Below are 20803 nucleotides of genomic sequence, written 5' to 3' on the forward strand. Positions count from 1 at the left end.
GCAGTGTTGTAGAGGGTTATTTTTTGTGCTATTCCAAAACGTAAAAGATTTATCTAGCTAATTCATAATTGCCTAGGCAACAATTTTTATACTTTTTACCGCTGCCACACGGACACTTTTCATTTCTTCCAGTTTTTCTTTGTTTTGTAGTTCTGGTTCCAAAATCAATTATGTCACCTCTGCTCCCAACCTTCGGAAGATTTTTAACTAGTTCATCCATTCTTTGTGATTGAGCCCATTCATGTTCCAGATTAACTCCGAACTTGACTTTCGGGAAAAAAGCTCCAATACATATTCCAAACCAGGAGGTAGCTTTTTGAGTGTATTTTCTTTGCTCACAGTGGTTCCGCAATCGAGGCATCGATATTGATGGATGATCGTCATTACAATGAATCGCTAACCCAGTTCCCATTTCCTCGAATGAAAGGGTTAAATCATGATTTTTCCCATCCTCCTTGCTGCGCTTGATTAACTTAGGAACTATAGCATTAATAGTGTCAACAGTTTTGCCACTGAGAGTAAGTAAAAAGAAGCCTAAATCTACAGTCTGATCATGCTCAAGTGTCTCTATCTCTTTTACTATCTGATCATAAACAGTTCCTCTATACTTAGTCAAAATGCCTTCTGGTGTATCTATTCCAGGAACACCCTCACGCCTAGTTAGCATTGCTAGATCAAGATCAGCACATAAATCATCCTCAAAATACATCCCAGAGTACTCATTATCCATCCACAGATTTCGTTTCAAATGATGTGAAAGAATAGTTAGCTCATGTGTCGAATATATCTTCTCACCATAAGATGTCCGTCTATTTATATAGCTAAGGAAGTGCAAGGGAGACTGTAACATTTCAGTCATTACATCAAGCATAAAAACATCCATGACAAATGGAGGCTTAATACAGTTTGTTGTCTTATACTTTAAGAACTGTCTAGCTTGGGTAGCAAGAGCGGGATAATGTTCAGAGACTACACAAAAAGGATAAATTTCTTTAAACTCCCGATGTATGTTCAACTCATTACCATTTTCATCAATAAGTTTATGATTCTTATTAGTTAGAAGTGTAGCGCAGAGGTATGCTTGGTCATAAGCACTTTGAACTGCTTTTTTAAAATCATTCTGTAAGTGACTGTCGTTTCCCTTACGGGCCGCTATTGTGAGCTTCTTTGATTTTGCCTGTAAAACTATTGCTCTATTAGCAAATACAACTAATACATCAATTTCACCTGCCCACTTCTTTCTCGAAGTGTAAATGTTAATATTGGTAAATACTCGGTGTTCTCCGAATACAAGCTTTAACCTATCTGCAGAAAATGTCTCTGCAAATTTGCCTCTATGCTCCATTGCAGTCGGGCGATATCTTTCGTCATCATGTAGCCAGAAAAAAGGTGTCTCATATAGAGCCTGCATGAGGCTGTAGTTTTGAAACAATAAATATTCATTATTAGAGAGTTCAATTATAGGGTAGGCATTTGTTGGATTATAGTCATCTAAAGAGTTGAAGACGCTCATATCAGTTGGTGCTACAAATGATTCTATCACCTTCAATACTATTTCCTCTTCAATTTGGGAGGCACTGCTTAATTCTTTTACAGTAAATTTAAAAGCTGGAAGAAAACTCCACTCATTTGGAGCTTTATCGACAAGCTCAAACATCGTGTTATTGATTTTGCTATCTTGAAGTTCCTGTGTTGTGGTTGCTACAGCAATAGCCTGTTTTATAGTAAACCCTTTGTTTTCAATAAACCAATCATCATCCTTTTGATATTTTACTTCTGAAAAGTCTCTGTACTGAAAAAGGTAAGCTCCTTCTCCGCCGTAAAATATTGGTTCTCTTAGAAATGCACCACTTTTGAAAATATCTAAATTCTTATCTTGTAAATTTTCAAAGTCAAAAGCTTCATCAATTGACGGCATTATTGAATGATGAAGTTCTTCTAATAGAGTTTCTGTTCTGTCTATATAATTTTGTACAACTTCGGGTGAGGGCAGTTCGGCATTAATTCTTTTTTTGCAAGCAAGGCCTAATAGCGTTGATATTTCTATTCTCAATAATCTATCTTTTGAAAATTGCTGTAATACATCATCAACAGACATTGCCTCTCCATACTTAATTGTATTATCTCTAAAGCAGAAATATGCTATAGCATGTACATATCCTGGAGAAATACATAGTTCAGCTAGTTCTAAAAAAATCTCATGTTCTGATCTTCTTTCCTTTGGCATAAACAGGAACCTAAAAAGTTATTCTGGAGATAATATTCTTTAACTGGTTTGTTATAATACTCTACAACTACTGGCTAGTAGGAGTACCTACTCCTACTAGCTGCACTATATGTGGTGTTGTACTGCTGCTTTTTTACTGTGCTTTTTTCGCAGATGCTTCACAGTCTTAAATACATAGCGCAGCCTCAATATAGGGCATTTCTACAAATTATCAAGCGGACTCACGATTTTATCCAGCGCGTAGCTGGTCACGTGAGTGTACACCTCTGTAGTTTTGCTCGATCTGTGCCCGAGCAGTGTCTGGATGTAGCGCAGATCCGTGCCCTGCTCCAGTAAATGGGTCGCGAAAGAGTGCCTGAGCGTGTGCGGGGTGGCGTTGGTTTTTACACCTGCTTTTTTCCGGCAGGCCTGAAACACGTTTCTGAGGCTGTCTGCCGTATACTGCCCGCCGAACTGTCCCTCAAACAGCCATGCCTTTGGCCTGTACTCCTTGTAATATTGCCGCAGGTTCTCCAAAAGCTTCTGCGACAGTACGGTGGTGCGGTCTTTCTTGCCCTTTCCGCCGCGGATCAAAAGCAGGTTACGGTCAGACTGCACGTCCGTTAGCCTCAGGTTGATCACCTCGCCAATGCGTAGCCCGCCGGCGTAGAGCAGCTGCAGCATGCAACGGTGCTTCAGGTTGTCGGTGGCCTCCAGTATGCGCTTTACTTCCTGCTTGCTGAGCACGGTGGGCAGGCGGTCGGGCTTCTCGGGGCGCTCCACCTTGTTTAGCTGCACCTCGTGGCGGCCCAGCAACCGCTGGTAGTAAAACTTCACGGCGTTGATGCTCTGGTTCACAAAAGAGCAGGAGTACCTGCCGGCCTGCACCAACTGCCGGTGGTATTGGTTAATATCTTCCTCAGTGAAGGCATTCACCTGCTCCATCCCCTTGTCCTTATAGCTGTTAAGGAAGCGCAGCAACAGGGAGTGGTAGGTGCGGATGGTGTTCATGGAGTAGTTGAGCAGGAAGAGCTTCTCCAGATAGCCGATCGGGCAGGTAAGGTAGCCCAGCCCCTTCTTGTAGGTCTGCTCCCAGAGCCTGCGCAGCAGCACCACGTCTCGCACCACCAGCTCCTGGCTCAGCCACAGCCAGCTGCCCCCCTCCAGCTCCTCGGCCAACTGTTGTATGTGCTGCCCGCCCTCCGGGATGGCAAAGCACTTCTGCTCCTGCTGCCAAGTGGCAAGCTTACAGTACTTGAGCGTCTCGTACACCTTTTTACTGTAGCGGAAGGTGACGCTGATTACGGTTGCGCCCCCGCCCGCCAGCATGGGCTGTAGCCTTACCACCGGCAGGTCGGGTAGTTTCTCGAGCGGCTCACCGCGCTGCTCCCCTGTCAGCACGGGCACCAGCCTGTCCGGCTTCAGCCGCTTGGGGCGGTACAGGTAGCGTGTGCTTAACTGCGCCAAGCCCTGAAAGTGGGTATAGGTCATCTCGATGCACTGCGGGCTGTGGTGCATCACAAAGCACTTGTACTTTTTGCTGTACTTCATCCAGGGCGCCTCCTTCAGTCTTTTAACGATAAAGGGGTTGGGCTTATGCCACAGGCGGATGAACTGCCTGTCCTCGTGCTCGAGGAGGTTCAGGTACACGATGGGGGGCGCCGGGGAAGTATGCTGCATAGAGGCCTTTGTTATTGACAGCCAAATCTAAACCCTGTACAGGACTCACCCGTTTCCTGAAACATATAAGTGCGTTTATAAACGTATCGGTACGTTTCATAACACGGCTATTTTATGAAGGAGGAAAAACAGTGCCCGCAGTGCGGCAACACCTTGAACGGCAGGTCCGACAAGCGCTTCTGCTCCAACCAGTGCCGTGCACAGGCCCACAACCAGAAAAGGCAGCACAACGAGGGGGAGCAGCTCATCCAGCGCCTCAACACTTTGCTACGCCGCAACCGAAGCATCCTCCGCCAACTCAGCCCGCAGGGCAAGACCACCACCTACCGGCAACTGCTGAAGACGGCGGGCTTCGACTTCCGGCACTTCACCCACACCTACCGCACCAAGAGCGGCAACACCTATCACTTCTGCTACGACTATGGCTACCTGCTGCTCGAGGAGGAGAAGGTGCTCATCGTTAACTGGCAGCCTTACATGGACAAGGGTTTGTAGCCGGAAGCTAGGCTTGTGCTAAGGATTTTAAAGTAAGTGCTCCTCCTTTCCATGCTTCTCCTGTGGTTGTAGCCAACGCATACTCTTGTACTTCATGCTGCACCATTATTTACTGGCACAGCCGGCCTTCCAAAGCTCCTGTAGCTGCTCTACAGGAGCTTTGGAAGGCTAAAACCCATAACAACTGTTATGAAAAATAAGCACTGAAAGTCACTGTTAAAAGTGCTTTGCCTATCCCCAGGCTATTCCGCCACTACCTTTGTTCTTCACTTGCCGAAGTCACCTCATGCCTCAGGAAACCTGCTGGTAGTACTACTAGCCAGCATTGACAAACTGGTGAGGGAAGCAGAATACTGCTGGCCCTGTACCCCTTTGGCGCGGCAGGATTCACCTCAGAAACGTTTGTCACCTCAGAAAAGAGAGAAAATGAAAGATTCAGGTGCGGGCTAAAAGCAAAAAAGCCTGCAAATAGCTCGTTTGCAGGCTTTTAGGTGAATTTGGTAATGTAACCAGCAGAGAGTGAGGGATTCGAACCCTCGATACCCTTTTGGGGTATACACACTTTCCAGGCGTGCTCCTTCGACCACTCGGACAACTCTCTAAGGGAGTGCAAATATAATCGTAAAAACAGCACACTTGCAAGTATTGCTGCCTTTCGCATCAAATTTAAATAGTTATTTCGCCCCGCAAGTCCTGCATCAGTGCCTCGATGGCCTGTTCCGTGGGCAGTTTATGCCCCAGTACGTACATCAGCTTGGTGATGGCAGCCTCTGTCGTAATGTCCGCTCCCCCGATCACCCCGATCTCGAGCAAATACCGGCTGGTTTCATAATGCCCCTGCACCACGCGCCCCTCATCGCACTGCGACACGTTGAGGATAAGGGTGCCACGCTGTATCGCACTGCGCAACAAATCCAGCAACCAAGGCGCTGTCGGGGCATTGCCCGCACCATAGGTTTCCAGCACCACCCCCCGTAGGTCTGGCGTTTCCAAGATGCTCTTGACAACCTGCGGGGTAATGCCCGGAAACAGCTTGAGTATCGCCACCCGGTCGTCGAGCTGGTAGTGGGCCTTAAAAGGAAGGGAGGCGTGTAAACCGATGGCGCCCCAGTAATAGTCTATGTTCACGCCTGCTTTGGCGAGGATAGGGTAATTCTCTGACTTGAAGGCGTTAAACTGGCTGCTCTCTACCTTCTTAGCTCTGTTCCCGCGTAGCAACAGGTTATGGAAATAGATACAAACTTCGGGGACGGCGCTTTTTCCTTCCACTTTGGTAGCCGCTATCTGCAGCGCTGAGATCAGGTTCTCCCGCGCATCTGTCCGCACCCTTCCGATAGGCACCTGGGCACCTGTAAAGATAACCGGCTTCTGTAAATTCTCCAGCAGGAAGCTCAGGGCGGAGGCACTGTAAGCCATCGTGTCCGTGCCGTGCAGAATTACAAAGCCATCGTACTTGTCATAGTTCTCCTCTATCAAGCGAACCATGATGCGCCAGTCAGCAATGGTTACGTTAGAGGAATCAATGGCCGGCTCCAGGCTCACCACCGTCAATAAATAGTTAAACTGCTTTAACTCCGGCACCTTTTGCAGGATCTGGCTAAAGTTAAAGGGCACCAAATGCTTAAACTCCTCATCGAACACCATACCGATGGTACCTCCTGTATAGATGATCAGGATGGAAGCCTCCGGGTCCTGTGGCGGGGCAGTATCTATGTTTACTTTTTCTATCCGCATGCTTACGGGTTAAATAATTGCAGGCTGTTGGCCGTCGTTTTTTCTGCTACCTCCTCTACCGGCTTTTCCATCAGCTCTGCCACGCGCTTTGCGATCAGCGGCAGGTACAGCGGTTCGTTCCGCTTTCCCCGGTGTGGCGCCGGGGCCAGGTAAGGGCAGTCTGTCTCCAGCACCAGGTCCTCTAATTGCAAGTGCGGGAGCAGCTTATCCATTCCCCCATTCTTAAAGGTGGCCACGCCCCCTATGCCCATCAAAAAGCCTAGTTCTTTAACTTTTTCAGCCTCCTCCACCGTGCCGGAAAAGCAATGGAAAATCCCTTTCAGCGAGCCGTCCTGTGCCGCCGCGATGATTTCATAGGTCTCCTCGAAGGCCTCCCGCGTGTGCAGCACAATCGGTAGCCTGTGCTTCTTGGCAAGCGCCACCTGTACCTTCAGGGCCTCCTGCTGTTGCGGCAGGAAAGTCTTATCCCAATACAGGTCGATGCCACATTCGCCAACTGCAGCAAAGTTACGCTTCCCCAGCCACTCCTCTACCAGGTATAGCTCGCGCTCAAAGTCCTTTTTCACATAGGAAGGGTGTAGCCCCATCATCGGAATGCACAGTTGGGGATACTTTCCCTCCACCTCCAGCATGGCATCAATCGTGGTATGATCAATGTTAGGCATGTAGATTCTGGATACGCCTGCTTCCTGTGCCCTTGTAACGGCCCCTGCCCAATCCCCTTTATATTCTTCGGAATATATGTGTGCGTGCGAGTCAATTAAATTCATAGTTCTTGCTTCAACTTCCGGCTACCAGAGCTACAACATCCTCTCCATCCATGCAGCATGCCACAAAGCAACGGTAGCGAATTTAAAATTAATGTACCTACCTTGAAAATGCTATTATTCGCGCCATTTTCCCACGAATGAAGCCGCCATACTTTCCGAATTTGCCCGGCTCCAAAGGCAGGAACATTTCGGCTTAGCGAAACAAAGCCCCTGCTTTAAGCTCTTTTGCTAGTCTATGCGTCCCTTTCATCAATACTGTCTTCCTTTCCAGCTAGTCTTGAATGGCAGAAAGAAAAAAATGATGAGCATAACGGAGGTGACCACCAGGTACACCTCAAACAGGATGTAGAGCCACCAGGGGGCTGTACGCCCCAAGCGACGCAGGCACACGTACACGTACAGGCTCTGTAGTAGGAGTTTAAAGGTAAAGACAGCTGTTGCAACCCCAAGGGATGTATAAGCAAAGAAAGGCAAGAGTACGGGATAATAAGCCGAGTGCAGGATAAAGATGATCACCATATAAAGCGGCAGGTGCATTGAGCCGCGCATCCAGCGCTTACGCTGGTGCAGGTACTGTTTAAAAGAGGTTGCCGGCGTGGAGAGCGCCAGCACTTCCTGGCTGTACATATTCCGGAAGCCCCAGCCCCGTTTCAGCACCTGATTAAAGATAGCGATGTCCTCCGTAACCGAGAATTCTATTTTCTCAAATCCCCCCACTTCCTCGTAGGCCTCGCGGCGCAGCACCATATTGTTGCCCATGGCGGTTACCGGCAGCTTCAGGTCCGACACGACCTGCATCAGCCCTAGGGCATAGAGCCAATCCATGGCCTGCAGCCTGGCAAACAGGCTATTGCCCGTGATGGTGGTAATGCCCGTCACCACCCCTACCTCTGGTCTCATCTCCGACAGCATGCCCTCTATCCAATGAGGAGGCACAGCTATGTCGGCATCTGTATAGAAGAAATAGTTGCTTGTCGCATAATGGGCAAGTTGGGCCAGCACGTTGGCCTTCCCTTTGGCTTTACCCACATTATGTGTGATAGAAACGCAGCGATAGCTGGGCTTGCCCTGTATAAACGCCTCTACCACGGCCTGCGTGTTGTCCGTAGAAGCGTCGTTTCCGACCAGTACCTCGATCTTGTCCTTGGGATAGTCCAGTGCTTCAATGGCTTGCAGGCAGCGTAAAATGATGTGCTCCTCGTTTCGGGCGGCAATCAAGATACTGACCCGGGGCTGCTGCGACAAACGCAACCTGTACTTGGGGCGGTTAAACACCAACAGGAGCAGCAATACCAGAAAAAGCAGGAAGAAAAGAATGAAATAGACTACCGATACGATCATAAGGTCTTGAAGGCGTAGCCCCGGCTGTTAAAATGCTCCAGGTAACGCGGCAAAGCAAACCGCATGTTACGCTGGGCCTTCAAGCTGTCGTGAAACAAAATAATGCTGCCGTCCTGGGTAGCCTGTATGGATTTTCGCAGGCACTTCTCTGGGGCGAGCGAGTTGTCGTAGTCATTTGTGAGCACATCCCACATGATCAACTCATAGCTGTCGCGGAGAGAGGCGGCCTGCGCTTTGGTGATGCGCCCATACGGCGGTCGGAACAGCTTTTTCCTACCCTGAACGGGCAACTGCTCCAGCTCCTGTTGGCACAGCTGCGCGTTCTCTACATAGGCCTGTAGGGGCGTTTCCCAGCCTTTGAGGTGATGGTAGGTATGGTTGGCCAGTTGGTGTCCCCTGTCCAGCACCTGCTGGGCTACTTCAGGATGCTTTCGGACATTATCACCTACGCAGAAAAAAGTCGCCTTGGCCCCATACTTTTCCAGCTGCTCCAACACCCAAGGCGTTACCTCCGGTATTGGCCCGTCATCAAAGGTCAGGTAGAGGGTCTTCCCTCCTCCTTCCCGTTCCCATGTATAACCAGGTAAGAGCTTCTTCAGTAGCCAGGGGGTCTTGTAAAAGCGAATCAAGATTACTTATTGCGTTTAGAGGTTTAACCTGTTACTCATCTACACGCCGAGACGTTGCAACCTTATCCCGGACTTACCAGACCCAGTACTGGTCGACCATCACAACCGGATTATTTAAACCGGCAGGAGAGCAGGGTGATGTCGTCGTTGAAGCGTACCTCTTCGTTGTATAAGTTGATCTCCCGAAGCAACTGTAGGTGCAGCATTTTAGAGCTCAGGAAACGGTTGCGCTGCAGGAAACTGATTGTGCCTTCGATGCCGAACTCTGCCTCCTCCTCATCAAACACCTCTGTTAAACCATCGGTATAACAGAGCAGGACCGAGCGCTTTGGAATTTGCACCCGACCGACGTTCATGAACGGGAGCACGTCAAACACGCCGAGCATCGTACAGCCTTCGTTCAACAGATGATGCGTATTGTCTTCGTATAACAGGATGGGCGCATTATGCCCTGCATTAACGTAGCTCAGTTCCCTTGTCTGGCGGTTATAGATAGCCAGAAAGGTTGTAATAAACTTCTCGGCGATGGCGTTGCGGTAGATCAGGTTATTCAGCTCAGACACCACCGTGTTCAGATCTGAAGTCTGGCGCAAAATCGTCCGTAGCCCAGCCTGGAAGTTAGACATGAGCAGGGAAGCCGGCACGCCTTTTCCCGACACATCGGCTACACAGAAAAGAAACTGGTCCTGGTCAATTTCAATAAAATCGTAGTAGTCGCCGCCAATGGAGGAGTGTGGAATATAGCTGGCATGGATTGCTACTTCCCCGTCATTGGGAAGCGACTTCGGGAACAGCATGGACTGCACCTCACGGGCAATTTCAATCTCACGCCGAATAGACTCCTGCGCCAGCCGCTGCCGCACCATCTTGTAGTTCTCGATTGCCACCAGCATGATATTACTCACCGTCTGTACAAAGTTCAGGGCGTCCATGTTGTTGTAGTACGGCTGAATCTTGCCAATCATGACAAAGGCGATCACCTTGCCATTGTGCAGAATAGGGATCACGATATCGAAAGCGCGCCATTCTTTCTGCACCGGCACCTTCGACATCTTCGTTATCTCCTTCAGATCCATCACCTCCGGTGGAAGCTGTCGCTTGGTGAAGTCCTGCTCTGTTCCGAAGCACACCTTGCACTCCCACTGCTCATCATGCACGTACAGCACCAGGCGACTTATTTGCAGTTGTGCCAACAGGGTGAAGCGGTATATCTTGTACAAGGCCCCCTCCGGTAGGTTATCGTTAATCGCCTGCGTAATTTCGAGCAATGCCGACAGCTCCAGTTTCTTCAGGTTTAGCTCTTGCTGTGTGTTAGGTACTACTATATCAGGCATTGAAAATCTGTCATTTAAGGTCTTAGGCACCCCGCAGGTGCTTTAACATAAGCTAAAGGTTTTGGGCCTGCAAACAGGTGCAAACACCAGGTAAAACTAATAAAAAAAGACAACCTACAGCACCAATATCGCTAAAACCTTTCACTCCCAAAAGACCACCAGCACCTACCAGGCCTGTCTCACAAGCCCCTCTGAAAATTAGCCCCCTAATCCTAAACTTCGGCCACCTGGAGCTGCTTGACATCTGCTGTACACCTGCCAACACTTTTAACAGCACCCATGCAAGACTATAAACAACTACAGGCCATACCCTTACTACATCTTCGGTACAGTACAACTTAAACACAAAAACAGATTACCAGGCATCTATGCGACATAGCTGGGCAGCAAGGCTGACGGACTAAAGTTTATCAGGCCTTTTTCATTTTGTGCAGGTACAGTAAACTAAACAGCTGCTAGAGCGAGTTGTGTATGACCAATCCGGCTTTTGTGGCCAGGTAATAGTAGTTCTGACAATTTTTACCGAAGTCTGCCTCGTCGTAACTTAACTCCGTGTCCTTGTCCGGATACAGAATCTTCACGTAGCCTTGCCTGATCAGCGACTGCAGGGCCTCGCATATTTCCGGATCACTAAGGGAAAGGGTGCCCTTCAGGTCTCCGTAGGACATCACAAAATACAGTTCGTCCAGAATGTCAAATTCGTTGTCGGTCATCGTCTCAAAAGTTTCAGGATTTATGGACTACCCTTCCTTTCCAGCTGTAGCGGCCTGCCAAGCCTGCTACGCCTGTAAATATCACGTAAGGAACGTAGACAAGCTGTAGTGGCAGCATGTACCAAAGGTGGTTTTGCTTCTTAAGGAAGGTGAGTACCCGTTTTAAAAATAAGAAATCCACTACAAATTTTACAGCGTAGCCCGCAAGAACTGCCCTTACCGGCAAGCCGCCCCAGATCATTAGTGGAAGGGAGATAAACAAGAGAAGATTTGCCAGAAAAACACACAGGGCAAGCAGCTGTACCTCCAAACGCTGGTAGGCCTTCCACTTGCTGGCCCACCTTATCCGCTGGGATAAAAAGGAGATCAGCGTTTTACGCGCCTCTGTATAAACTATCGCTTCACGGCTTTTTAGAAAGGCTACTTTGCCGGGGAAACGCTGATGCACCTTGTGCAACAGAAACTCGTCGTCGCCACTGGCAATATTTTCATTCCCTTGAAAGCCCTGCACTTTCTCGAAGACTTCTCTGGTATAAGCCAGGTTGGCGCCATTGCACATGTTGGGCTGCCCCAACTGTATGGAGGCGCCCCCTATTCCGATCAGGCTACTGAATTCAACAAGCTGCATCTTTTCAAACAGCGTATCCGTATGGTGAAAGCAAACAGGCCCGCTGATAAAGGCCGGTCGCTGCGTCTCATACAGAAAGGCATACTGTCGGAGCCACTCTCTTCCCACACGGCAGTCCCCGTCAGTCAGCACCAGGAGCTCGCCCTGCGCAAGTTCCACCCCTTTTTGTACGGCTGCTTTTTTAAAGCGAAGACCTGGCCAGTCTTCCAACTTTACCCGCCTAATACTCATTGTGGAACCTATGCTAAGTTCATCTATTAGTTGAACAGTGCGATCTTCTGAGTGATCATCTATTACGAGGATTTCCACAAGCTCCCTTGGATAGTACTGATGCTCCAGGTCCCCTAAAAGAGCTCTTATATTCTTTTCCTCATTTCGCACCGGCACAATCACCGTAAGGTTCGTCGAAGGAACAAAGGAGGCAGGCGCCTTTAGCATCGGCATCCTGCGCCAGGCTATCCACCGCTGCAGTATAACCAGGGCATAGGAAAAGAGGGAAAAGGTGAGCAGCCAGATCATGCCGTAACTTCCTTCCTTTTGGCAAGGCGCAAGCGCAGGACAAACCCCACCCCCACCAGGCTGGGCATGGCTATATTGAGGACCCAGAGACTTAAGCTCGCGCTGAGCACCTGTAACCTTGCCTGCCCAAGCAAGCCAAAGAGGTACATAGCCGACAGTTCGCGCACGCCCAGGTCAGACAGCAAGCTCACGGAGGGAACCACAGACTTCAGGAAAAAGGTACCGGACACGCCGCTTAGGTACTCCATCCACGTCAGTTCGACCCGGAACAGGACGAGTAGCAACACAAACTGCAGCAGAAACACGAGGTAACGGCCCAGAGAGAGCCACAGCAGTTTCGTTATCTCAGAAGAGGTATAGCTGCCGATGATGGCGATGTACCGCACGAAGGATTTCAGGGGCTTTATTGCCTCGACCACTGCTACCAATGCCTTTGCATTGTATAACAGGACCACTGCAACTGCGCACAGCGCGACCAGCATCACCATCAGACTCAGGCTAACTGCCGGGTACTGCGAAAACAAAAACTTAAAGACAAAGTAGAGCAGCCCCAGCGTACCCATCAAAAGGGTCGCCACCAACTGGCAGAAGCGCCCGATAAAAACGGCGCCAATGGACTGAAGCCGTTGGTGGCTCTTTAGTTCCAGTACGCGCCCGGCATAATCGCCCAGGCGGTTCGGGGTGATGAAACCAAGGGTAAGCCCTACCATTACGGCCCGATAGGCCCGGCCGAACGACAAGGGCTCTACCTTCTGCCCCAGTAGTTGCCATTTGCGCGCCTCTACCCCCCAGTTAAGGGGAATCAGCAGCGCAACCACCAGTAGAAGATAGTTAAGCGGGCTCTGCACGCCTGCCCGAAGAATACTGCCCCAGTCGAGAAAAGCATCCGGCGCAGTGAAGACTGTTTGATACAAGAGGTAAAGCGTGAGCAGCACGACCAGCCCTTTACCAACTGACAAAAGGAATTTTCTACGGAGATTAATGTTCAAGATATTGTCTTAATTTTGCAGCCCTATGGTTTTTACTTCCGCGCTTCCGCCCAACAAACTAATTCTTGGCATTGACCCCGGCACACAGGTCATGGGCTATGGACTGCTTGAAGTAACCGGCTCTAAAGTACAGGTGATACAATACGGTGTTATTCATTTAAAGAGCTACAGCAACCACGCCATCAAGTTAAAGAAAATATTTGACCGCATGATACAGCTCATCGATGAGTACCTGCCCGACGAGCTAGCCATCGAGTCGCCTTTTTACGGCACTAACGTGCAAAGTATGTTAAAGCTTGGGAGGGCACAGGGAGTCGCTATTGCTGCCGCCCTTTCCCGCGACATCCCTTACGTAGAGTATGCCCCTAAAAAAATAAAGCAGTCTATTACAGGAAACGGAAACGCTTCCAAGGAACAGGTGGCCAGCATGCTGATGCAGATCCTCAAAATTCAGGACGCCCCAAAGTTATTGGACGCGACCGATGCCCTCGGGGTGGCCCTTTGCCACCACTACCAGAAAGGCAACAATGCCAAGCAAGGGGGCAAGTCCTGGAAAAGCTTCCTGACAGACAACCCGGACAGGCTGGCCAGCAAATAGGTACCAAACAGCTTAGGCCCCCATTTAAAAAGCCACTTCCTAGCAGAAGTGGCTTTTCCGTTTTTCAGTTTTTAAGCTCGAATGGTACTAGCCTAATCTCTTTTAAATTCGTAAGTATAGACGCCTTTTCTGGTGGTGATAGTATCCCCATTCTCATCCACATAACCAGCCCAATCCACTGTCAACTCCCACACCATGGAGGTATCGTTAAGTGTAGTAATTTGATAATAGTCCTGCACCTTGCCGTCTTTCAAAAAAACAATGTAGTCTTTTTCTGCTGTACTGGTATCTGGTAAGCTGTACATGAGGCTGGCCACTCTCTCTCCGTTCGCATAGGATATGTCCATCTTGTTTCCTTTGAACTCATGTATAACTCCTACCCCCGCAGAATCTGTGCGTATCACCTCTCCCTCAAGGTTATAGAAGTTATCAATCCTTAAATGATTTATCCACCTACCTTGTAACTGCTCTTTTATAGGTAAATTGTCATTCGGGAAAGGTACTGATGGCTCAACCTCCTCATCTTCTTTGCAGGCAGACAGAAAGAGGATTAATAGGAAGGGCAACAAGCAAGCTCTTTTCATAATATCTGTTTAAGGGTGTAAGAAACGGAACAACAAGTCGAGTATACGGTAATCACTATAGAGGGTTTATAGATTTTCCCCTTCAAAGCAACCAAAATTGATTTCTCCTATATATTATCAGTCGGATACGTTTTTTTATGCTACTTTTACTGTATTTCCTTTGAGGGTGTCATCTTTCCAAACCCACGGCTTCGCTCACACCGTATGTGGAGGTAAGTCTTTTGCAAGATTAGCCCTTATCCCCGGCACCTCTACCAGACGGTGCCGGTAATCACCACGTAAAGAATGGACCAAAGCAATAACAAGACAACTACTACCCGTACGCGCCCTTATCTCATTACCAGGCGACTTGACAGGATGTTCCTGGAACTCGCCCGGGTTTACGCCTTCATTGCCCGCTTTTGGAGAGAAGTGTTTTTCCCTCCTTATGAGTTTAAGGAAATCATCAAGCAGTGCTATGAGGTAGGCGTCCGCTCGCTTCCCCTGATCTCTGTGACGGGTTTTATCATCGGCATTGTTTTTACAAACCAGTCCAGGCCGTCTCTGCAGGATTTCGGGGCCACTTCGTTATTGCCCGCCCTGATATCAGTTGCCATCATACGGGCTATTGGCCCCCTGGTAACCGCCATTATTGCCTCTGGCCGGGTTGGTTCCAGTATTGGGGCTGAATTGGGCTCTATGCGTGTTACCGAGCAGATAGACGCCATGGAGGTATCGGCCACCAACCCTTATAAGTTCCTCGTCGTTAGCCGCGTGCTGGCCACCACCCTCATGATTCCGGCCCTTACGATGTATACCACCTTAGTGTCCTTGCTGGGGGGCTACCTGAACGTGCACCAGTTTGAGCAGACAACTATTGTAACCTTTTTTTACCAGGTGTTTGATGCCATCACGTTCCTGGATATCATTGCTTCATCCGTTAAATCTGTGCTGTTTGGCTTTACGATAGGTATGGTGGGCTGCTACAAGGGCTATTACTCGTCTAAAGGCACTGAAGGTGTAGGAAAGGCCGCTAACACCTCTGTGGTTACCGCTATGTTCCTACTCTTTGTCGAAGAGCTAATAGTAATGCAGGTAATCAATGCTATTCGGGGAATATAAGCCATGTTAGAGAAAGTACGAAATCCGAATATCGACACAAGCAAGAAAGTTATCTATATCCGGGGGCTCCGAAAAGCCTTTGATGAAAACGTCATCCTGAAAGGGGTCGACCTGGACCTGTACAAGGGCGAGAACCTGGTGGTACTTGGCCGTTCCGGAACAGGAAAGTCTGTGCTGATCAAGATCATCTCAGGCCTTTTAAGCGCAGATACCGGGGAAGTGAACGTGCTGGGGCAGGATGTTTGCTGCATCACCCGCAAAGAGCTGGATGCACTACGGCTTAAGATCGGCTTCTCCTTTCAGAACAGCGCCCTGTACGACAGCATGACAGTGAAAGAAAACCTGGAGTTCCCGCTGGTGCGGCACTCCAAGCACATGACCGAACAGGAGCGGGACAAGCTCATTGACACCGTGCTGGATGCCGTGGGCCTAAGGCAAAGCATCAACCAAATGCCGGCCGAGCTTTCCGGGGGCCAGCGCAAACGGATCGGTATTGCCCGCACCCTGATCCTAAGACCTGAAATCATGCTTTACGATGAGCCTACGGCAGGATTAGACCCCATCACCTGTATCGAGATCAATAACCTCATAAACGAAGTGCAAGAACGGTTTAACACCTCCTCCATCATCATTACACACGACCTGACCTGCGCCCGGGCGGTAGGTGACCGTGTAGCCATGCTGCTGGACGGGGAGTTTAAACGGGAAGGCACCTTTGATGAAGTGTTCGACACAAACGACAAGCGTGTTCAAGCTTTTTACAACTACAACTTTATAGACTAAATGAGTACTGAAGACAATAAACGTTCCGTAATAGTTGGCATTTTTGTGTTCCTGGCTATCGTGATTCTTGTCACAGGCATCTTCACGCTGGCAGGGCAACAAAAGCGTTTTATCAATACCATTACCCTACAGGCTGTTTTTGACGATGTGGGTGGCCTGAAGCCAGGGAACAATGTCTGGTTCTCAGGCGTGAAAATCGGCACAGTGAAAGCAATAGACCTGTTTGGGGAGTCCCAGGTGCTGGTAACCATAGGCATAGAAGAAAGGGCACAGCAGTTCATTCACGAAAACGCCATTGCCCGTATCAGCTCTGAAAGTTTCATCGGCAACAAGAACATCGTGATTGAGGGGGGGACCCAGGAAGCCTCTTTGGTAGAGGATGGAGACAGGATCCGGGCGGTAAACCCTATTGATACAGATGAGTTGATGGAGACACTTCAGGTGAACAACCGGAACCTGGCGGCCATTACAACGGACCTGCGGCAGCTTACGAACAACTTGTTGGAGGGCGAAGGCACAGTAGGCGCCCTGCTGACCGACGAGGGCCTGGCGAATGACTTCCAGGCCACTTTAAACAACCTCCAGCAGGCCTCACAAAATACCATAGGGGCAACCCGGGAGCTTAGCCGTTTTACCTCCAAGCTGAACACCCCTGGCGGACTGGCGAATGAAGTGTTAACAGATACAACAGCCTTTAGCCAGGTGAAGCGGTCTCTGGCACAACTGGAACAGGCCACCACGTCTGCCGCGACGCTCACCGAGAACTTACAAGAAGTAAGTGGAAGGCTGAACAATGAGAACAATGCAGTGAATGTGCTCCTGTCGGATGAGGAGTTTGCGCGAAACCTGCAGAGCACCTTGCAGAACCTGGAAACCAGTACCCAAAAGTTCGACGAGAACATGGAGGCCCTGCAAAGCAATTTCCTCTTCAGGGGTTTTTTCAGGCGAAGGGCCAAAGAGGAGGCTCGGCAGCGGGAGGCCGAATTGGAGCGATTGGAAGAACAGCGGGAAGAAGTGCAGTAGTTAAGCAAACAACCTAGATATTAACATAAGCGGGCCATCAGTCATGACTGATGGCCCGCTTATGTTGTGCTGGGGCAGCTAAATGCCGGCTCTATCTTCCAAACAGGCAGTTACTGCTGATAGGCGTCCCGGATTTTTCCGGCTACCTCCTCAAAGTCTTCTTTACTGAACTGTTGCTTGTTGGCAAAGTTCATGTCCTGCATGCTGTTCAGGGGGATAAGATGCACGTGGGCATGGGGCACTTCCAGACCGACCACGGCCACGCCAATGCGCTTGCAAGGCACCACCTTCTCTACAGCAAGAGCTACTTTCTTAGCAAAGGCCATCAGGCCCAGGTACAGATCGTCCTCCAGGTCAAAGAGGTAATCGGTTTGCTGCTTCGGTATTACCAGCGTGTGGCCTTTTGCGGTAGGAAAAACATCCAGAAAAGCGAGATAATGCTCATCTTCCGCCACCTTATAAGCAGGGATCTCACCGTTAACGATCTTAGTAAATATCGAAGCTTCCATCTCTTATCGGCTGATTTCCAGAATTTCAAACTGTATTTTACCCGCTGGCACCGTAATCTCAGCAACATCCCCAACAGACTTACCCAGCAAGCCTTTGCCAATTGGTGATTTAACCGAAATTTTGCCGGAAGCCAGGTCCGCCTCCTCTTCTGCCACCAAAGTATAATCTACTACCATGTTGTTCTTCAGGTTTTTGATCTTTACTTTGGACAGAATAAGTGCCTTGCTTGTGTCCAGGTTCGACTCGTCGATCAGGCGGGCATTTCCCACGATCTCCTCCATCTTCGAGATCTTCAGCTCCAGGTGCCCCTGGGCATCCTTGGCCGCATCGTACTCTGCGTTCTCGCTCAGGTCTCCTTTGTCGCGGGCCTCTGCCAGTTGTCTGGCTACCTCCGCGCGGCCTTTGGTCTTCAACTCTGCCAGTTCGTCTTTCAGCTTCTGCAAACCTTCTGCAGTGTAATAAGAAATTTTGCTCATAACTAGTTTTTACGTTTAGAACACAAAAACAAAAAGAACGGTTATGGCCCGCATAACCGTTCTTTTTGTCTCGTATGTAGTTTTATTTAATTCTTACGCTCGTGGTGGCGTTCTCCCTTACGTGAGAACCACCAAAGTATACCATAGCCTGGTACTAAAGTTAATCCTTGCCATGGGCTACTCCCATAGCGCTTACTGGAGCAAATATACATTTTTTAAACAATCATCAAAAGCCGCAAGCCAAAGACTTTTTATCACGCAGCACCACTGATTGTTTACTCACTTATAATCAACTTCGTGCACGATAATTTACGGCACTTGCCGTAACTGCGCTATTTTCGCTACCAGCACCTCGTTTATTTTTAGGTAGGACTCATGCGTCCAACCCGCTATGTGGGGCGTCAGGATCACCTGATCGGATGTGGCCAGGTAACTAAAGTTTTCCTGCTGCTGGGCGGTCAGAGTCTGCAGCTTCTCATTCTCCAACACATCCAGGGCGGCCCCTTTTAGGGTGCCTGCCCTTAAATGCTTGACCAGGGCTGCCTGGTCCACCACATCTCCCCTGGAGGTATTCACAAACCAGACCGGCTTTTGAAAGCCGCTAAAAAAGGCATCATTCGCCAGGTGCAGGTTCTCCGGGAGATACGGAATGTGCAGGCTGACAATGTCTGCCTCTGCTTGTATCGTTTCCAAAGGCACGTGTAGTACGGGTTCCTTTACCTTGTCAGGGGCATACCGGTCATAAGCAAGCAGGCGGCAGTTAAAGCCCGCCAACACACGCGCAAAGCTCTGCCCCATGTTGCCGAACCCAATGATGCCTACTGTCTTGCCGCTGATCTCCTCCCCCCTGTTCTCCTCGCGCAGCCAGACTTTCTCCCGCACCTGCCTGTCGCTACGGTTCATGTTGCGCATTAGGGCGAGCAGGGCTCCCAGTGCAAACTCTCCTACTGCCTGCCGGTTTCCCTCGTTGGCACTTACCAGCGCTATGCCCCGCTCCTGCAGCGCCTGGACGTCTATGTTATCGACCCCGGCCCCGGCCCTTGCCACATAGTTAAGAGACTGCGCCAGCTCCAGCGTCTCGGCTGTGATGCGCATCTTGCTTCGGACCACCAGACCCTCGAACCCCTGCAGTGCCTCGCGTACTTCTGCTGGTTTGATGTCGGGCCGGTAGTCTGCTTCCAGGCCTATGTTCTCGAGCATTGGGAAAATACTGGGATGCATCTCATCAATAATCAGGACGCGGGGGAGTGCCATGTGCTTAGGTTTTTAAATTAACAGTTAATGTAGGACTAAAAAAAGCGCTGCCTTCTCTGAGCTTTTATCCAGAAGCCGTCTACAAGTTATACAACAGGTGCGCTATGCCGAAATAAATAGCCAGGCCCAGCAGGTCGTTGGCTGTGGTGATGAAAGGACCGGCAGCTACGGCAGGGTTTATCCCGAACTTATCCAGGATCATCGGGGTAACCGTACCCATGAGCGAAGCCACCATCACGACCGAGAACAGCGCCGCAGAAACCACGATCGCAAGCCTTAACTCTTGCCGAAACAAATAGGTGAAGGCAAAAACCAAGGCCGAGATGATCAGCGCATTCAGCAGGGCTACCATTACCAGCTTCAGAATACGCTGGGCAAAGTTCTCAAATATCACCGCATTGGAGGACAGTGTCTGTATAATGATAGAGGAGGACTGTATCCCCACGTTTCCCCCGGTTGCCGTGATGAGCGGCACAAATAGGGCCACAGCCGGCAACACGGCAATATCCGCCTCAAAAAGGCCCATGAACTGGGCCGCGAGCAAGCCTCCTACCATGCCAATGATCAGCCAGGGCAAGCGCGACCGGGAGATGCGAAACACGCTGTCGTCCTCCTCCACGTTTTCGGTGATACCCGTCATCAGCTGACGGCTCAGCTCCGCCTGCTCCTGCATTACGTCCACCACATCGTCGATGGTGATGCGCCCCAGCAGGCGGCCCTGCACGTTCACGACCGGGATCGCCTCCAGGTCATACTTCCGCATCACGCTTACCACCTCGTTCTCGTCCCGGAAAGACTCGATGGAGATCACATCCGGGTTAGAGATGTCCTTCACCAGTTTGTCGTCGCGGGAGAGCAGCAGCGCCTTTACGCTTACCCGGCCTACGAGAACGTCGCGGTTATCCACCACATACACCGTGTAGATGCGCTCTACGTCCTCAGCCTGCCGGCGTATCTCCTCAATGCACTGCCGCACGCGCCAGTTCTGATTTACCTTGATGAGCTCTTTGGCCATCAGGCCTCCCGCGCAATCCTCCTCGTAGCGCAGCAGGTCCAGAATATAAGAAGCCTTTTCCTCATTCTCCAGTAAGCCGATCACTTCTTCCCGCACCTGCACCGACTCCTCATTCAGGATATCCACGGCGTCGTCGGAGTCCATCAGGTTAATGTAGCGGGCAATTTCGGCACTTGTGAAATAGCTCAGGAAATCAGAACGGATATCGTAATCCAGGTCACTCAGGATTTCCGCCCCTACCTCAGGGGGCAGCAGGTCCATCACGTACTTCGACTCGTTCGTGTCCAGTTCGTAGAGCACGGTGATGACATCGGCCGGGTGCATGTCGGCCATCGTACTCAGGATAAAGCCCTTGTCCTGGCGCGCGATGGCTTCCTCTACCTGCTCAATGTACTCACGTGTGATCTCTACCTGCATAAAA

20 protein-coding genes and 1 tRNA gene are annotated in these 20803 nt (G+C 49.9%); 5 read left to right on the forward strand and 16 right to left on the reverse strand.

The features are described from left to right. Positions 1-49: 49 nt before the first annotated feature. Together CHB92_RS22180 and CHB92_RS22185 are read right to left on the reverse strand one after the other, a co-directional pair. Positions 50-2227 (reverse strand): NERD domain-containing protein, encoded by a 2178-nt coding sequence (locus CHB92_RS22180; protein ID WP_089321438.1) that lies wholly within the window; start codon positions 2225-2227, stop codon positions 50-52. 201 nt (positions 2228-2428) lie between these two features. Further along, positions 2429-3886 carry a tyrosine-type recombinase/integrase gene (locus CHB92_RS22185; RefSeq protein ID WP_245842814.1) on the reverse strand — a complete coding sequence of 486 codons (1458 nt, stop codon included), beginning with the start codon at positions 3884-3886 and terminating at the stop codon, positions 2429-2431. A gap of 114 nt (positions 3887-4000) precedes the next feature. Between CHB92_RS22185 and CHB92_RS22190 the strand changes: the two genes are divergently transcribed. Further along, positions 4001-4381, forward strand: coding sequence for a hypothetical protein (locus CHB92_RS22190; RefSeq protein ID WP_089321439.1), 381 nt, complete (start codon positions 4001-4003; stop codon positions 4379-4381). 513 nt (positions 4382-4894) lie between these two features. Here CHB92_RS22190 and CHB92_RS22195 read toward each other — a convergent pair. From CHB92_RS22195 to CHB92_RS22235, 9 genes are all read right to left on the reverse strand, one after another. Continuing rightward, positions 4895-4982: transfer RNA gene (locus tag CHB92_RS22195), tRNA-Ser, on the reverse strand. Positions 4983-5047: 65 nt separating this feature from the next. Further along, positions 5048-6115 carry an asparaginase gene (locus CHB92_RS22200; RefSeq protein ID WP_089321440.1) on the reverse strand — a complete coding sequence of 356 codons (1068 nt, stop codon included), beginning with the start codon at positions 6113-6115 and terminating at the stop codon, positions 5048-5050. 2 nt (positions 6116-6117) lie between these two features. Then, positions 6118-6885: a TatD family hydrolase gene (locus tag CHB92_RS22205; protein ID WP_089321441.1), complete on the reverse strand. Its 768-nt coding sequence runs from the start codon at positions 6883-6885 to the stop codon at positions 6118-6120. A gap of 249 nt (positions 6886-7134) precedes the next feature. After that, a complete protein-coding gene (locus tag CHB92_RS22210; protein ID WP_089321442.1) occupies positions 7135-8226 on the reverse strand; it encodes a glycosyltransferase in 1092 nt (363 codons plus the stop codon). Next, positions 8223-8855, reverse strand: coding sequence for a polysaccharide deacetylase family protein (locus CHB92_RS22215; protein ID WP_089321443.1), 633 nt, complete (start codon positions 8853-8855; stop codon positions 8223-8225). The genes CHB92_RS22210 and CHB92_RS22215 overlap by 4 nt, the downstream gene beginning before the upstream one ends. Positions 8856-8965: 110 nt before the next feature. After that, on the reverse strand, positions 8966-10189 hold the full coding sequence (locus CHB92_RS22220; protein ID WP_089321444.1) for a PP2C family protein-serine/threonine phosphatase: 1224 nt from the start codon (positions 10187-10189) through the stop codon (positions 8966-8968). 455 nt (positions 10190-10644) lie between these two features. Further along, positions 10645-10902 (reverse strand): hypothetical protein, encoded by a 258-nt coding sequence (locus CHB92_RS22225; protein WP_089321445.1) that lies wholly within the window; start codon positions 10900-10902, stop codon positions 10645-10647. Between the two features lie 13 nt (positions 10903-10915). After that, positions 10916-12049, reverse strand: coding sequence for a glycosyltransferase (locus CHB92_RS22230; RefSeq protein ID WP_089321446.1), 1134 nt, complete (start codon positions 12047-12049; stop codon positions 10916-10918). Then, positions 12046-13008 (reverse strand): lysylphosphatidylglycerol synthase domain-containing protein, encoded by a 963-nt coding sequence (locus CHB92_RS22235; protein WP_245842816.1) that lies wholly within the window; start codon positions 13006-13008, stop codon positions 12046-12048. Before CHB92_RS22235 ends, CHB92_RS22230 begins: the two co-directional genes overlap by 4 nt. 55 nt (positions 13009-13063) lie before the next feature. Here CHB92_RS22235 and ruvC point away from each other — a divergent pair, with 55 nt between their 5' ends. Then, complete coding sequence (gene ruvC, locus CHB92_RS22240) at positions 13064-13636, forward strand: crossover junction endodeoxyribonuclease RuvC (RefSeq protein ID WP_089321448.1); 573 nt, start codon at positions 13064-13066, stop codon at positions 13634-13636. A gap of 92 nt (positions 13637-13728) precedes the next feature. On the opposite strand, the gene CHB92_RS22245 is transcribed toward ruvC, so the two are convergent. Next, complete coding sequence (locus CHB92_RS22245; protein ID WP_089321449.1) at positions 13729-14220, reverse strand: hypothetical protein; 492 nt, start codon at positions 14218-14220, stop codon at positions 13729-13731. 285 nt (positions 14221-14505) lie between these two features. Here CHB92_RS22245 and CHB92_RS22250 point away from each other — a divergent pair, with 285 nt between their 5' ends. Genes CHB92_RS22250 through CHB92_RS22260 form a run of 3 tightly spaced genes read left to right on the forward strand, consistent with a single transcriptional unit; the run spans position 14506 to position 17127 of the window. Then, positions 14506-15321 (forward strand): MlaE family ABC transporter permease, encoded by an 816-nt coding sequence (locus CHB92_RS22250; protein WP_089321450.1) that lies wholly within the window; start codon positions 14506-14508, stop codon positions 15319-15321. Between the two features lie 3 nt (positions 15322-15324). Then, on the forward strand, positions 15325-16104 hold the full coding sequence (locus CHB92_RS22255) for an ABC transporter ATP-binding protein (RefSeq protein ID WP_089321451.1): 780 nt from the start codon (positions 15325-15327) through the stop codon (positions 16102-16104). Continuing rightward, on the forward strand, positions 16105-17127 hold the full coding sequence (locus CHB92_RS22260; protein WP_089321452.1) for an MlaD family protein: 1023 nt from the start codon (positions 16105-16107) through the stop codon (positions 17125-17127). It begins immediately after the preceding gene. A gap of 110 nt (positions 17128-17237) precedes the next feature. On the opposite strand, the gene CHB92_RS22265 is transcribed toward CHB92_RS22260, so the two are convergent. The 4 genes from CHB92_RS22265 to mgtE form a co-directional block, all read right to left on the reverse strand. Then, positions 17238-17636: an HIT family protein gene (locus CHB92_RS22265; protein ID WP_089321453.1), complete on the reverse strand. Its 399-nt coding sequence runs from the start codon at positions 17634-17636 to the stop codon at positions 17238-17240. A gap of 3 nt (positions 17637-17639) precedes the next feature. Further along, entirely contained in the window at positions 17640-18113 is a 474-nt protein-coding gene (greA, locus tag CHB92_RS22270; protein WP_089321454.1) for a transcription elongation factor GreA, read from the reverse strand. Between the two features lie 309 nt (positions 18114-18422). Next, entirely contained in the window at positions 18423-19367 is a 945-nt protein-coding gene (locus tag CHB92_RS22275; RefSeq protein ID WP_089321455.1) for an NAD(P)-dependent oxidoreductase, read from the reverse strand. A gap of 79 nt (positions 19368-19446) precedes the next feature. After that, positions 19447-20799: a magnesium transporter gene (gene mgtE / locus CHB92_RS22280; RefSeq protein ID WP_089321456.1), complete on the reverse strand. Its 1353-nt coding sequence runs from the start codon at positions 20797-20799 to the stop codon at positions 19447-19449. Between the last annotated feature and the right edge of the window lie 4 nt (positions 20800-20803).

The sequence above is a fragment of the Pontibacter ummariensis genome, from assembly GCF_900188175.1.
Taxonomy (GTDB): Bacteria; Bacteroidota; Bacteroidia; order Cytophagales; family Hymenobacteraceae; genus Pontibacter; species Pontibacter ummariensis.

Coding starts and splice junctions, on each gene's coding strand:
- CHB92_RS22225 (WP_089321445.1), bottom strand. CDS start 10,902: ATGACCGACAACGAATTTGACATTCTGGACGAACTGTATTTTGTGATG.
- CHB92_RS22185 (WP_245842814.1), bottom strand. CDS start 3,886: ATGCAGCATACTTCCCCGGCGCCCCCCATCGTGTACCTGAACCTCCTC.
- CHB92_RS22260 (WP_089321452.1), top strand. CDS start 16,105: ATGAGTACTGAAGACAATAAACGTTCCGTAATAGTTGGCATTTTTGTG.
- CHB92_RS22245 (WP_089321449.1), bottom strand. CDS start 14,220: ATGAAAAGAGCTTGCTTGTTGCCCTTCCTATTAATCCTCTTTCTGTCT.
- CHB92_RS22250 (WP_089321450.1), top strand. CDS start 14,506: ATGGACCAAAGCAATAACAAGACAACTACTACCCGTACGCGCCCTTAT.
- mgtE (WP_089321456.1), bottom strand. CDS start 20,799: ATGCAGGTAGAGATCACACGTGAGTACATTGAGCAGGTAGAGGAAGCC.
- CHB92_RS22190 (WP_089321439.1), top strand. CDS start 4,001: ATGAAGGAGGAAAAACAGTGCCCGCAGTGCGGCAACACCTTGAACGGC.
- CHB92_RS22210 (WP_089321442.1), bottom strand. CDS start 8,226: ATGATCGTATCGGTAGTCTATTTCATTCTTTTCTTCCTGCTTTTTCTG.
- CHB92_RS22220 (WP_089321444.1), bottom strand. CDS start 10,189: ATGCCTGATATAGTAGTACCTAACACACAGCAAGAGCTAAACCTGAAG.
- CHB92_RS22265 (WP_089321453.1), bottom strand. CDS start 17,636: ATGGAAGCTTCGATATTTACTAAGATCGTTAACGGTGAGATCCCTGCT.
- CHB92_RS22230 (WP_089321446.1), bottom strand. CDS start 12,049: ATGATCTGGCTGCTCACCTTTTCCCTCTTTTCCTATGCCCTGGTTATA.
- CHB92_RS22255 (WP_089321451.1), top strand. CDS start 15,325: ATGTTAGAGAAAGTACGAAATCCGAATATCGACACAAGCAAGAAAGTT.
- ruvC (WP_089321448.1), top strand. CDS start 13,064: ATGGTTTTTACTTCCGCGCTTCCGCCCAACAAACTAATTCTTGGCATT.
- greA (WP_089321454.1), bottom strand. CDS start 18,113: ATGAGCAAAATTTCTTATTACACTGCAGAAGGTTTGCAGAAGCTGAAA.
- CHB92_RS22200 (WP_089321440.1), bottom strand. CDS start 6,115: ATGCGGATAGAAAAAGTAAACATAGATACTGCCCCGCCACAGGACCCG.
- CHB92_RS22180 (WP_089321438.1), bottom strand. CDS start 2,227: ATGCCAAAGGAAAGAAGATCAGAACATGAGATTTTTTTAGAACTAGCT.
- CHB92_RS22275 (WP_089321455.1), bottom strand. CDS start 19,367: ATGGCACTCCCCCGCGTCCTGATTATTGATGAGATGCATCCCAGTATT.
- CHB92_RS22205 (WP_089321441.1), bottom strand. CDS start 6,885: ATGAATTTAATTGACTCGCACGCACACATATATTCCGAAGAATATAAA.